The organism is Exiguobacterium sp. s125, from assembly GCF_018618605.1.
In the GTDB taxonomy this organism is placed as follows: Bacteria; Bacillota; Bacilli; order Exiguobacteriales; family Exiguobacteriaceae; genus Exiguobacterium_A; species Exiguobacterium_A oxidotolerans.
This window is the reverse complement of sequence record NZ_JACSMI010000001.1, coordinates 1,369,727-1,382,237: the sequence shown is the minus strand read 5'-3', so window position 1 is coordinate 1,382,237 and position 12,511 is coordinate 1,369,727. Positions and strand designations below refer to the sequence as shown.

The following is a 12,511-nucleotide window of genomic DNA, read 5'->3' as shown; positions in this document are numbered from 1 at the left end:
ACGGACAAATGCAACTCGGGACAATCGATTACAGCTATGATGAAAAACGGATGATTTTAGATAAAGCGGATCTTGATCTCGATCCGGAACGGTTGAACGTCGTGATTGGTTTAAACGGATCAGGGAAATCGACGTTGTTTGACGTCGTCGCCGGGGCGCTCCCGGCGGACGGGTTTCAACCGCCGTTTAAACGGACGGAGATTCTTTATCAATTGCAGCAGGCACCGCTTCCGCCGATGCTGAAAGGAAAAGATTTAGTCCGGTTGATTTTGAAAAGTGACCGGACGGAGCCGTTCCGTTCGTTATGGGATACATATGTCGCCTCGTTACGCGAACAGGAACGAAGCCGGTTAGAGCGTCTGCAAGACTTACGGCTCGGTCAGATGTCAGCCGGTGAAAAACGGTGGCTGGTCATCCGGACGGTCTGTCATCTCGATCGTACACTCTACATCTTTGACGAGCCGACGGTCGGGCTTGACCCGGAGTCACGGCGTTTCGTCGTCGAGGCGATCGGTGCGTTACTCGACCGTCAAAAAATCGTATTATTGTCGACGCACATACTGCATGAAGTCGCCCACCTGCCGTGCAAGATGCATTTTCTCCATCACGGAAAAATCGTCTACAGCGGTTCCTATCATGCCTTCGTCGCGCGTTATGAGACCGATAATCCAGACATCGCGTTTGAGCGTTTCTTGGCGGAGCAACCAACCGCCTAAACTAACCTGTTCAAGATGCATTCGAACGCGAGTGTATCTTTTTTTTGCGTTGAATTACTCGAATTTCAAAAAAATGAAATAAAATTTAGTACGGGATTGACAATTTTAAGGAGTATAATGCTATATTGATAATGAAAATGAGATTCATTATCAATTGAGGAGAGTGAGACATATGTTTATCCAACTGAAAACCATTCGTGTTGAGCACGGCTACGCGGAGACAATGATTGAACGATTTGCAGGAGAAGGCATCATCGAACAGCAGCCAGGATTCGTTGATCTGAGCGTTTTGAAAAAAAAGCGGACACGCGGCGATGAGGAAGTCGTGATTTTAATCCGCTGGGAATCCGAAAAGGACTGGAAAGCCTGGGAAACAAGCGATGTCCATCTCGCAGGTCATCGGGAGCGCCGTGGTCAGCCGGCACCGTCCTATATACTCGATAGCAGTCAAGTATATTATGAGATGCTCGGTCAAAAAACGAAAAGTGTGTAACATGTGACCGATTCGTTAAAACCTTGACGAATCGGTCACACTTCATTTACGAAAAAGCAATACGATAAAGTACGGTGCACCGAGAACGGCGATGACGATCCCGACCGGAATATCGGCTGGGGCCAACAGATTTTTTCCGATTAAATCAGCTAACAATACGAGCAGACTACCGACAAGCGCGGCAACCGGAATCAGACTGTAATGGTTCGGACCGACGAGTCGTCTCGCGATATGAGGGGCGAGCAGACCGATAAATGAAATCCCTCCGCCAGCCGCCACGCAGGCTCCAGCAAGAGCCGCAGCCACGAACAGAATACGTTTACGGGTACGTTCAACCTGAAGTCCTAAGGTTTGTGGCAGTGAACCGCTCAATTGCAATAAGTTCAACGAACGGCTTTGCATAAATGCGAGTGGGATGAAAAGGACGATCCAGGGCGTAAGCATGAAGACGGACGACCAATCTGCCTGCCAGATGCTTCCGGTCAGCCAGACGGTTGCTTGCTGGAAATCTCTTGGATCCATCTTCAACTGAAAAATGATTAAAAGGGCACCGCATAAAGCATTGATTCCGACGCCGACCAACAACAGGCGGGCAGGCTGTAGTGAAGTCGCTCCTGCCAGCCGATAAATCGTCCAGGCGACGAGTATTGCACCGAAAAAAGCGACGAATGGCAAAAGCGGGAGCTGAAGTAAAGCGGAGCGAAAATAAAACAGGGTCATGACGACAAACAGCCCGGCACCTGCATTAATCCCGAGAATACCCGGGTCGGCCAAAGCATTGCGTGACATGCCCTGAAGCAGTGTCCCGGAAACAGCAAGACCTGATCCGATCAAGAGAGCCAGCAGCATCCGGGGCAGTCGCAGGTCAATCAGGACTAACCGTTCTGCATCCGTTCCTTGCCCGATTATGGTCCGGCTGATTGAACTGAACGAAACGGGAAGAATGCCGGTTGAGAGGCTGTATAAAAATGTAACGATAAGAAGAACACATAAGCTAAGAAACGTAAAACGTGATTTTTGAAGAGCGTTCCACATATCCATCAGATCGCCAACTCCTTCCGTCGTGCAAGGTAAAGAAAATAAGGAACCCCGATTACGGCCGTAATGGCTCCAAGTGGTGTTTCAAACGGGGGATTGACCATTCGTGCGAGTAAATCGGAGACAATGAGAAGTGTCATCCCGAATAATGCGCTGACCGGCAGGAGAAGATAATAATTCGTTCCGACAAGAAAACGACTGATATGTGGAATGACAAGACCGACGAAACCTATGACACCAGCGATGGATACAGCACTCCCGGCAAGCAGGACGATACTGCAAAATCCGAGAACCCGGACTTTCGTTAACGACGATCCAAGACCTGCCGCGACCTCTTCTCCAAGCGAGAGAACGGTCATGCTTCTCGCGATATGTAAGGAAATCGCCATACCGATTAAGACGATGGGAAGAAGAACATGGACATGTTCCCACTTAGAGCCGGATAACCCGCCGGCATACCAGAAACTTAAATCTTGGGCAACTTGATGGAACAAAGTGATGCCTGTTGAAAGCGCACCGAACAATGCACTGAGTGCGGCTCCGGCGAGGGTCAACGTGACAGGTGAAAAACGGCCACGTGCAAAAACCGTAATTAGAACGATGAGCCCTGTACCAAGGGCTGCACCGCCAAAAGAGAACATCAGCGAACTGAAGAAGGAATGGGCAGAAACAAAAGCGAGGGAAATCGCGACCCCAAGACCAGCCCCGTGGGTAATGCCGAGCAGGGATGGGTCGGCCAATGCGTTACGGGTCAATCCCTGCATCATCGTTCCTGACAAAGCCAGGGCAATTCCGACAAGTCCTGCGCAGATTAAACGCGGCAGGCGGACTTCTTGAATCAATTGGTGCTGCAGGTTATTGGCATCAAACGAATGGAACGATGCGAGGACTGTATCCGAAGAAACCGGAAAAGCTCCGTAAAAGAGTGATAATCCGCTACATAAGAAAAACAGAAAAAGCGTAATCAAAAGAACGATAGCTGTAGGGTGAGGGCGTGCAGATGCATCCATAATCGTCTCTCCTTTTTAAATGAGAATTATATTCATTATCAACGCGATTAAACTTACATCGAATAGCAAATTTTTGTCAAATGTTTTTTTAGGGAGCAAACACTATGGAAGTGAATTTAAAGCCATTAATCATCCAAAAATACTGGTTGCTGGAAGGGGACCGGCAACCGGTCAGTTCGGGCATCATCATTGTTGTTGTCGGCAAGGTGTTTTTATATGACGACCGCCAACGGTTACAACCGGGTGAAAGCGCCTGGGTCGATCAAACGCAGGAGGTACTGGCAGCTACGAAAGAGAGCAGTCTTGTTTATCATCTTGCCGTAACCGGAGACCGTTGCCCACTTTACCGGCAGGATCCAGAACAACTTCACGCACAGTTGCGAAGAATGAGTACGAGTCCGACGACCGTCAAGGGTATGCTACGCCAACAGCGTCTCGTTTATGAGTTGCTTGAGACATTAAGCCACGAACAGGAAAAACATGTATTCGAACAAGTGACGAAAGAATGGCTAGAACAACTAGGCGATAACCGTCCCGTCAACGAACTGGCAGTAGAGCTCGGGATGTCTGTGCCGACATTTAATCGTCTGTTTAAGGAGCAATATGCCGAAACACCTAAAGCGTACTTAAATCAACTCCGCATTCGAACAGCGAAAGAGTGGATGCTGACGTCGCCGGACATGACGTTGGCACAAATCGCTCAAAAGGTTGGTTTGCAAGATGAATTTTATTTTAGCCGTTTATTCAAAAAGCGGACAGGTTCGTCTCCCACCCATTTTTTGAAGCGTGCTTCACCCCGCATCGGTATCGCCAGCCGTCTTTTATTGCAGGACCACTTGCTGGCGCTTGGTCTGCAACCGATTCTTGCACCAAGTTATCCGACGGAATACGGTGCGAGTGGCCTACCTGTATTTTTAACCGATTTGGAAGGTACCCAGTTTTATGACGCCAATCGCCCCGCACCGCGGGAAGTGTTTGAATCGATGCAACTGGATTTGATCATCAAGACACCAGATCTCGATAAACAGCATGATGTCAGCTGGTCGCCGCCAGAACACGTCCTCGAATTGCCCCGCCAGACGTGTTGGAGCGAGTATCTGCGTCTGCTGGCAATCGCAACAGATCGGGAAGAGCGCCTCGAACCGATTATGAAAGAGGTCGACCGGTTGGAACAAACCGTTCGGGAACGGATAGCGTGGCACCGGACGGGGACGTGGGCGGTAGTTTGGATTCGCCCGGACGAGGTGCGGCTTTATGGAACGGGTCAGCATACGATGCTTGATTTTTTGTTTCACGATGTAGGGATGACAAGTGCGACCGGTTTACCGGAGACGGTTTACCAATCTGTCACATTATCAGAACTGAAAATGATTGAACCGGACAATCTATTGATTTTATGGAGCCAACAGACGGATATCGAACGGATTCAACATGATGCCGCCTGGCAAACGCTCAAAGCAGTCAGCACGCATCGCGTCTTTTGTCCGGACAGTGTTGACTGGGATCCATGGGGACCGCTCGGACGGATTCATATGTTACGCCAATTCCTGATTTACATCGAACAGGACAAACGATTGATTTGTCCATGAAAGTTGACGGGTTCGTCCATGTCGTTTTTAAGTGATAATGATTATCATTACTAATGAAGAACGAGTTTGAGAGGAGAAAAGAAAATAATGAAAAAAATCATAGGGGTAACATCAGTCCTTGCGACATGTGCAGTTTTAGCTGCATGTGGAGGGGAAGCAAGCGAACAGCCGGCTAAGCAGACAACAGCCGTCCATACGGTCGAACATATTTTCGGGAAAACAGAAGTTCCGGATAATCCGAAGAAGGTCGTCGTCTTATCGCACGTCTCATGGGAAGGCTCACTTGTTTCAGTCGGCGTTAAACCGTATGCGGTCATGGCGTATGACAATGAGTTTCCGCCCCACTTGACGGAAGAACTGCAAGGAACGAAAGCCTTACCATATGCCGACGAAATTAATCCGGAAGAAATCGTTAAGCTCAATCCGGATTTACTGATCATCAGCGACCGTTACAAACCACTTTACGATAAACTGGCAAAAACGATTCCGACTGTCGCAGTCGAAGTCGGCGGGGACTGGAAAGAAGATCATTTGAAAGTTGCGGAAGCCGTCAATAAAAAAGCGGAAGGGCAGGCAGTCATCGATGACTTGTCGGAAGAAGCGAAGAGTATCGGACAACGCATCAAGGATAGTGTCAAAGACGAAACGTTTATGGCCGTATCGGTCAATAAAAAAGATATTCGCGTTTACGGTCTGACAAATCATGCGACAAACTCATTGTTGTTTGACGATATCGGATTAACACCGACGAAAGGTTTACCAAAAGATTTCGGGGAGAACATTTCCATCGAAGGATTGGCGAAATACAATCCGGACCATATCATCGATCTGTCCTACTTCAGCAGCGGTCCTTACTACGATGAAGTAACAAACGGAAAGGTCTGGAAAGGATTAACGGCAGTTAAAAAAGATCAAGTTCATCAGCTATCAACGACATGGGGCTTCTGGGATCCGATTGAACGTGAAAAAGGGTTAAAAGAACTGGAAGACGTCTTACTGAAATAATCAATTACAGAGCAGGAAGAGGAACGGGGAAACCCGTTTTTCTCTTTTCTTACAATGAGAATCGTTATCAATTGATGGAAGGATAGTGGCAGTCATGACAACACGACATGAACGTATCGATGAGATTGCAACCCGGGCAACGCTCCAGGCATTTGCGAATAGTTATCTCCGTGAAGTCAAAACAGTTGATTGGTTCATTCCGAAAGAGGAGGAGAGAGAGAAGTGCGGTAAGAGTGGTTGCCGAATTGATGTGACAACAGTCTATATCCTCGAAATCCGTCATCGTTCACGCATTGGACGACATGAAATCGGGCGGATTTATCGCCAGACTCCGAGCGGATTGGTGGAAGAAGCACCTCTTGTCTTCATCATAGCGTGTTGCCAACATCTTCAACGGCTTGTACCGGGATTAACGGATTTACTATACCGGGTCCTCGATAGCCATCGGGTGATGTGTCAAGTCATCACACATCAGTTGGACGAGACGACGCGAGCTCAGACATTCCTTGAACATGAACAGACAGTTCGGTTCGGACATTGGTTTCACCCGACGCCGAAAAGTCGGGTAGGAATGCATGACTGGGAACAAATCGCATATGCTCCGGACTTTAAAAACGGTTTCCAACTCGATTATTTTGCCGTCGATCGGACTTTACTGATTGAGGAAAGTGCGACGGATCGGCTGATCAGTGAGCAGATGTGCAAGCAACTCGAATCAACGGTAAAACTTTCAGCTGGGGAAGCGCTTCTGCCGGCACACCCTATGCAAACTCAGTTTTTGTTGACGCAAACGACTGTTAAAGCATTAGTGGCACAGGGACGGATTCGCCACCTCGGGCAGCTCGGTCCACTGTATTATGCGACATCTTCAATCCGGACGGTTTTACATACCGACGGCCTGCACATGTTGAAGTTTTCAATTCCCGTCCAGGTAACGAATTCACGACGAGTCAACAAACGACATGAACTAACGGCAGGGATAGTCATGAAACGTCTCGCCGGGCATTTGACGATGCCCCGAGGATTTTCAATTACGCATGATCCGGCATACGCCACACTTTGGACGGATACGGAAGAATCCGGTTTTGAAGTGATTTACCGGGAAGCACAAGCCGACGCGGTCAATGTCGCTGCACTCGTCCAGGAACCGCTGGACAATGAACCTTCCGTTTTGATGTCGCTCGTCCTCGAAGCGAAACAAGCGGATCAGTCATTGGAAGAAGCTGCATGGGACTGGTTTGCAACGTATATCGAACTGACACTCGGGGCGTTGCTCGAGTTGTACGACAACTACGGCATCGCGCTTGAGGCACACCAACAAAACAGCCTGATTACTGTTGAACAGGGACGGCCTATCCGTTATCAGTTCCGCGATAACCAAGGGTATTATCTCGCCCTGTCCTGCGAAGAGAAATTATTGTCTTTGGAACCATCATTGGATCAGGCACGAGAACTGTTTTATGACGAGTCGACGATTGAGGAACGGTTAACGTATTACATGGTCTGGAACCATTTGGGCGGACTGCTTCACCGTTTTGACCGAGACGGACTCTTACGGGAACAGGACATGCTCGATTGGCTCGGAACTTGGCTTGATCAACGACAGCAAACATTGTCGGGTCCGGCTCAAGACTGGATTCACTATGTCCGCTCACGTCAGACGCTACCGTACAAGGCGAACTTGCTGACACGTCTGCATGCACTCGACGAGCTGGAAGTCAGCGGGGAGCGGGTCATCTTTATTGAAATCGCTAATCCATTACAACGGGAGGTCCCTCATGAGGCAAACGAGCGAACAACGTGTCTGCAAACAACTTCTTGAAGCACTTTTATTCGAACGGATCGAGCCGTTCAGTGAACATCCGCGACAAGACGGCAGTGCGACGTTTCGATTCATCCGTCCCCCGTATGAACTGACGATTAACGGGAGACGTGGGGCATTTGACCGGATTTGGCTCGAACTTTCTACAGGTGTGCTGACCAAAAACAATCAAGTTCAACCGATGACACTGGCGCAAATCATCGCGTGTTTTCAAATTAAGGATTCGCTCCGGCAAGAGCTCGAGCAAACGGTCGCGCTTGATGAGAGCTGTCCCGTCCCCATCGTTGCACGAACGCAAATGACATACAGTGCTTTAGAGCAGGCGTTAATCGAAGGACATCCGTATCATCCATGCTTCAAGTCCCGCATCGGATTTTCGCGCGCCGATCATTGGCGATATGGACCGGAGTCGGGACAGCGGTTTCGTTTACGGTTCGTCGCACTTCCGGCTACTACTGTCCACATGACACAAATGAATGGCGTGATGGAACAGGCATTCGGTCAAGCGACCCTTGAGTGCTTAAATGCACTTCTAATCCGCGCAACAAATGATTCCGCCGATTATCAAATTGTTCCGGTCCACCCGTGGCAATGGAGATGCGTCGGGATGGACGTCCTCGAGTCGGGCGGCATTGACCTTGGAGAAAGCGGTCCCCTGTTTCAAGCGACTCAATCAATCCGGACTGTTTTCCAACCAGGCGTACCGGATGCTCCGCATATTAAGCTCCCGCTTGATCTCATCCAGACGTCGGCGAGACGGACGTTTGACGTCCCGAGCATTGTTGCGGCACCGGTGTTATCCGATTGGCTGATCAGAAGAGCGGAAAAGCTTCCCGTAACGTTGCTCCGCGAATTCGCCAGTCAGGTCGTCGAGACGAAGGACGGAAAATTATCAGGCCGCATCGGCTGTCTCTATCGCGACAATGTCCTGACGAATGTCACAGCTGAGGAAACAGTCATCCCTTTTACGGCGCTTGCCCTCAACGAAGCGAACGGGGGACTGTTTCTTGACCCGTGGTTCAAGAAATACGGGATGGAACAGTGGGTAAAACAGTTTCTGACCGTTTATTTACAGCCGGTCTTCCGTCTCGTCGCCGAAGAAGGGCTTGCTCTCGAAGCACATGCCCAAAATAGTTTACTCGTGTTAAAAGACGGCTGGCCAACGCGACTAATTTTGCGGGATTTTCATGATAGCGTCGAATATGTCGGGAAATTTGTCCGGCATCCGGAGGAGATACCTGATTTTAAGACCATCCATCCCGCTTTTAATTCGCCGGTCGGGACATATTACGAAATGAAAGACGTCGAGGCATTACGCGAGCTCGTCAGCGATACGGTATTTGTATTTCATTTGACGGAATTATCGCATCAGTTGGAGGACAAGTACGGCTTGAAAGAAACAACATTTTTCAAATGGGCTGCCGCGGTACTCGACCGACTCGAGCTGTCGCCGGATCGCTTTGCCGCCTTAGGATTCGGCGAAGCGACCATGTACACGGAGTCCCTCTTCGCGCGTAAATTCGAGACAGGGCAGTGCCGGCATCTTGTTTGCAATACATTATATACAAGGACGCAGAAGGGAAGCGAAACGCATGTTATACATTGAAGAGACGCTTTATACCGAACAAATGCTGACAGATCATCCCGTTTGCCAGTTAAGTTGGCTCGCTGACCCCGGGACTACAGTTGTTGCAGTTTGTACTAAAGACACGGCAGCCTGGATTGCCTTTTGTTTACTTATGAAAAGAACACAAGGAACGGTCGTACCGCTTCATCCGGACTTACCGGAAGCCGGTGCACGCGATATGGCGGAACGAGCAGGGTGTGACTTTTTAATTTATGGTGATTTTCAACAACCGGTTCGATTGACGCAGGCAAAACCTCGTCCGGGAGGTCTGATTCAATTCAGCTCCGGTACGACCGGAGAGGCGAAAGTGATTCACCGGACATGGTTGTCGATTGAACAAGAAGTGACAGCATACAATCAATGTTTTCCGTTACCGCATGCAACAGGAACGATTGTCGCCTGTCCGACATCACATTCATTCGGCTTGATTTGCGGTGTCATGGCGACGCTATATCGGGGGGCAGTACCCGTCATTCTCGAACATACGGCACCGCGACATGTCTTGCGTGTCTGTCGGGCACATCCGGATGCGATTTTGTATGCGGGACCGGGGCTTGTCTATCTGCTCAGTCAGTTTAAGCAGCGGCTATTTGCAGTGATGATTTCCGGTATGACGTTGCCGAATAGTTGGTTTGAAGCGATTCAGGACGTGACCGATCATCTTTTACAGCAATACGGATGCTCAGAAACCGGTTGCATCGCATTACACCCTGATCCGAAAACAGCGCAGGCGATTGGCTATCCGTTACCACATCTTCAAACGGAGGCTGGAACTATAAATCAACCGGCTGAATTGCTAGTCGAATCAGATGGAACCTGGACGGGTACGAAGGATTTGGTCGGAGCGTCGGAAAACGGCGAATTGTTCTTCTTCAGCCGGTTGGACGAAATGATAAATGTATCTGGTCTATCCGTTTATCCAGCAGATGTTGAAGATGTATTACTACGTCGCGCCGACGTCAACGAAGCCGTCGTCTTCAAGAAAAGTGATCGTCTGCAAGGCGAACGAGTCTGTGTCCAGATCGTCAGTTCGGCGACCGAGGAGACATTACGCTCGTTTTGCCATGCGCATCTTGCTCCACATCAATGTCCGACTGACTGGACGTTTGTTACGGAAATAAAAAAACTGCCGAACGGAAAAATCAGTCGAATCCGACTGGGGGTGACGTCATGAGTTCCTTCCTCGACCAGCAGACATTTCATCAAATCGTCGAGGCGCAACTCGATGTCATCTTACCGATGGAAGTGACGGGACAGGAGCGGCTTCGCGATGAACTGCAACTGGATTCGATGCGATTGTTGCAGTTGCTCGTTCATCTGGAGCTTGAATACGGTCTCGTTCTAGCCGACGAGCAACTCGGACAGCTTCCACAGATGACGGTTGAAATGTTCTTAGCTGCGCTAACAAAAAAGGAGGTGCTTTGATGATAAAAGTTCACTGTCTCGTCAGTTGTGTCTGTGAAACAATCAAGCGGTCGCAAGCAGATCATCGTCCGTATTATTTCGGGATTTGGGACGCCGACTTTGGCTTGACGTCCGATTTTGTTTTATCGCATCATGCCCCGGAGATTAATCATGAAGCGATGCTCGAGTGGTACCGTTTACTGTACGGGATCACAGTCCATCAGTGGTATGACCGGACCCTGTCACGGGCTACGAATATCATGAACCTCGAACGACTCATGAAAACGAAACGACCGGAACAATCGATTATCGTCATGCTGGATCTCGCGCAGTTACCGGAGCGGGAAAACAAGTTTCACCATGACGTATTTCCACATTATGTGATGCTTGAACCAACGGATGACGAAGAGACATGGCGGATGATGGACCCGGATTTTAGATATGAAGGTGAAATGGATCGCGTACGGATCATCCAGGCAATCGATCAGCCGACTGTCGCCGGAGGGTTCTGGTTTGACGGGAGTCACGTCAAACTTCCGGATCGGGAAACGGTCGCAGCTTACTTCATGAGTGGTCTCAAGCGGCACCACCCGTTGACGGAAGCAGTCGGAAAAATTGTCTCGCATCATAAGAAAACACCAAATCGCTTACCTTCTGCGCTAAAACAACTTCCGGTCATCGCGATCCGTAAATATGCCTATGAACATGCTTTTGCTTATTTTTATGAACAGTTAGGTCTCGATTTAGGCTCTTCCGATTTCGACGGGTGGTGTGATCGAATCGAACGACTCGTCAATCAATATACTGTCATCCAGTACCGGACAATTAAATACAGTATGACGTGCGATCCAGCTGTTTTGACTGAGATTCAAGCGTTGCTCGCAGATCAGGCGATGTTAGAAGATACGATCAAACAACAGCTCATCGGATTATTTAACGAATACTGCCGGAAAGAAGGGGAAACAGATGAAAATTGCACTGTGTACCATCAGCTATCGCCATCATCTCCGCTCGTTTGACGACTTATTATCCTACGCATTGGCGGAGCAGTTTGATGCGTTAGATGTTTGGGGGGTTCATGCGAAGCATTTACAGGACGATGAAATATTGCGTTTACGCGAGCATGCTATAGAGGTCAGTATGCTGAGTCATTATCTATCGTTTGACGCACCATTATCGGTGTTGCTTGAACAGACGAAAGCGTTATCCCGTTTAGGACAACGAATCGGAACAAGGCGTATTCGGATTTTTGCGGGCAACAAGTCAAGTCAGCAGTTGACCGAACCGGAACGGGTCCGGCTCGTCTATCAGTTGCAGGGCGTTTGTAAGATTCTAGATCAAAGCAAGCAACTGCTGTTAATTGAAATTCATCCAAATACGGCAGCGGACACGATTGAATCGACGGAACGGTTAGTACGCGAAGTGAACCATCCGGCTTGCCGGCTGAACTTTGATGTGTTGCATGTCGTCGAATCAGGTGCTGATCCGGTCACTGCTTACCGTCGTCTTGAACCAGTTATCGAACATCTTCACTTGAAGTCGATTGCCCGGACGGATCAATTCGAAGTCTTTAATCCGGCAAACGTATATGCGGCAGGTGGAACACGTGACGGTATGGTACCGCTGTTTGATGGAATCATTGATTACGAAAGATTTTTCGAAGAACTGAAGCAAGCGTTAACATTGAAAACGGCCAGTCTTGAATGGTTCGGTGATAGTCCGGATGAACAATTAAAAACAGATTGTCGTAAAGTACGCGATGTATTAGAAAAATCACAACTGCAGTTCATGTAATGGTCATACAGAT

General features: G+C 49.0%; 12 protein-coding genes. 10 read left to right on the top strand and 2 right to left on the bottom strand.

What is annotated here, in order from left to right:
* Positions 1 to 8: 8 nt before the first annotated feature.
* Both KNQ05_RS07055 and KNQ05_RS07050 read left to right on the top strand, forming a co-directional pair.
* Positions 9 to 716, top strand: coding sequence for an AAA family ATPase (locus KNQ05_RS07055; protein WP_214767479.1), 708 nt, complete (start codon positions 9 to 11; stop codon positions 714 to 716).
* A 172-nt stretch (positions 717 to 888) separates the two neighbouring features.
* Positions 889 to 1,209, top strand: a complete 321-nt coding sequence (locus tag KNQ05_RS07050) for an antibiotic biosynthesis monooxygenase (protein WP_214767482.1) — start codon at positions 889 to 891, stop codon at positions 1,207 to 1,209.
* A gap of 42 nt (positions 1,210 to 1,251) precedes the next feature.
* Here the strand turns inward: KNQ05_RS07050 and KNQ05_RS07045 are convergent, their stop codons facing one another.
* Together KNQ05_RS07045 and KNQ05_RS07040 are read right to left on the bottom strand one after the other, a co-directional pair.
* The gene (locus KNQ05_RS07045) at positions 1,252 to 2,250 is read right to left on the bottom strand and encodes a FecCD family ABC transporter permease (RefSeq protein ID WP_214804913.1); all 999 of its coding nucleotides are present in this window, start codon (positions 2,248 to 2,250) and stop codon (positions 1,252 to 1,254) included.
* Positions 2,250 to 3,257 carry a FecCD family ABC transporter permease gene (locus KNQ05_RS07040; protein WP_214804911.1) on the bottom strand — a complete coding sequence of 336 codons (1,008 nt, stop codon included), beginning with the start codon at positions 3,255 to 3,257 and terminating at the stop codon, positions 2,250 to 2,252. The genes KNQ05_RS07045 and KNQ05_RS07040 overlap by 1 nt, the downstream gene beginning before the upstream one ends.
* Before the next feature lie 104 nt (positions 3,258 to 3,361).
* On the opposite strand from KNQ05_RS07040, the gene KNQ05_RS07035 reads away from it, so the two are divergent.
* From KNQ05_RS07035 to KNQ05_RS07000, 8 genes are all read left to right on the top strand, one after another.
* Entirely contained in the window at positions 3,362 to 4,846 is a 1,485-nt protein-coding gene (locus KNQ05_RS07035) for a helix-turn-helix domain-containing protein (RefSeq protein ID WP_214804909.1), read from the top strand.
* A gap of 87 nt (positions 4,847 to 4,933) precedes the next feature.
* A complete protein-coding gene (locus tag KNQ05_RS07030) occupies positions 4,934 to 5,851 on the top strand; it encodes an ABC transporter substrate-binding protein (RefSeq protein ID WP_214804907.1) in 918 nt (305 codons plus the stop codon).
* A 94-nt stretch (positions 5,852 to 5,945) separates the two neighbouring features.
* Positions 5,946 to 7,673, top strand: coding sequence for an IucA/IucC family protein (locus tag KNQ05_RS07025; protein ID WP_214804905.1), 1,728 nt, complete (start codon positions 5,946 to 5,948; stop codon positions 7,671 to 7,673).
* Positions 7,630 to 9,279: an IucA/IucC family protein gene (locus tag KNQ05_RS07020; RefSeq protein ID WP_214804903.1), complete on the top strand. Its 1,650-nt coding sequence runs from the start codon at positions 7,630 to 7,632 to the stop codon at positions 9,277 to 9,279. The genes KNQ05_RS07025 and KNQ05_RS07020 overlap by 44 nt, the downstream gene beginning before the upstream one ends.
* Positions 9,266 to 10,474, top strand: coding sequence for an AMP-binding protein (locus KNQ05_RS07015; RefSeq protein WP_088836822.1), 1,209 nt, complete (start codon positions 9,266 to 9,268; stop codon positions 10,472 to 10,474). The genes KNQ05_RS07020 and KNQ05_RS07015 overlap by 14 nt, the downstream gene beginning before the upstream one ends.
* Entirely contained in the window at positions 10,471 to 10,725 is a 255-nt protein-coding gene (locus tag KNQ05_RS07010; RefSeq protein ID WP_214767498.1) for a phosphopantetheine-binding protein, read from the top strand. The genes KNQ05_RS07015 and KNQ05_RS07010 overlap by 4 nt, the downstream gene beginning before the upstream one ends.
* Positions 10,725 to 11,723, top strand: coding sequence for a DUF6005 family protein (locus KNQ05_RS07005; protein ID WP_214804901.1), 999 nt, complete (start codon positions 10,725 to 10,727; stop codon positions 11,721 to 11,723). The genes KNQ05_RS07010 and KNQ05_RS07005 overlap by 1 nt, the downstream gene beginning before the upstream one ends.
* Complete coding sequence (locus KNQ05_RS07000; RefSeq protein WP_088836824.1) at positions 11,671 to 12,498, top strand: sugar phosphate isomerase/epimerase family protein; 828 nt, start codon at positions 11,671 to 11,673, stop codon at positions 12,496 to 12,498. Before KNQ05_RS07005 ends, KNQ05_RS07000 begins: the two co-directional genes overlap by 53 nt.
* Positions 12,499 to 12,511 lie beyond the last annotated feature (13 nt).

Bases quoted from the DNA above. Each gene is read 5' to 3' on its own strand.
- KNQ05_RS07010 (WP_214767498.1), top strand. From the start codon at position 10,471: ATGAGTTCCTTCCTCGACCAGCAGACATTTCATCAAATCGTCGAGGCG.
- KNQ05_RS07040 (WP_214804911.1), bottom strand. From the start codon at position 3,257: ATGGATGCATCTGCACGCCCTCACCCTACAGCTATCGTTCTTTTGATT.
- KNQ05_RS07045 (WP_214804913.1), bottom strand. From the start codon at position 2,250: ATGGATATGTGGAACGCTCTTCAAAAATCACGTTTTACGTTTCTTAGC.
- KNQ05_RS07020 (WP_214804903.1), top strand. From the start codon at position 7,630: ATGAGGCAAACGAGCGAACAACGTGTCTGCAAACAACTTCTTGAAGCA.
- KNQ05_RS07005 (WP_214804901.1), top strand. From the start codon at position 10,725: ATGATAAAAGTTCACTGTCTCGTCAGTTGTGTCTGTGAAACAATCAAG.
- KNQ05_RS07015 (WP_088836822.1), top strand. From the start codon at position 9,266: ATGTTATACATTGAAGAGACGCTTTATACCGAACAAATGCTGACAGAT.
- KNQ05_RS07050 (WP_214767482.1), top strand. From the start codon at position 889: ATGTTTATCCAACTGAAAACCATTCGTGTTGAGCACGGCTACGCGGAG.
- KNQ05_RS07030 (WP_214804907.1), top strand. From the start codon at position 4,934: ATGAAAAAAATCATAGGGGTAACATCAGTCCTTGCGACATGTGCAGTT.
- KNQ05_RS07035 (WP_214804909.1), top strand. From the start codon at position 3,362: ATGGAAGTGAATTTAAAGCCATTAATCATCCAAAAATACTGGTTGCTG.
- KNQ05_RS07055 (WP_214767479.1), top strand. From the start codon at position 9: ATGCAACTCGGGACAATCGATTACAGCTATGATGAAAAACGGATGATT.
- KNQ05_RS07000 (WP_088836824.1), top strand. From the start codon at position 11,671: ATGAAAATTGCACTGTGTACCATCAGCTATCGCCATCATCTCCGCTCG.
- KNQ05_RS07025 (WP_214804905.1), top strand. From the start codon at position 5,946: ATGACAACACGACATGAACGTATCGATGAGATTGCAACCCGGGCAACG.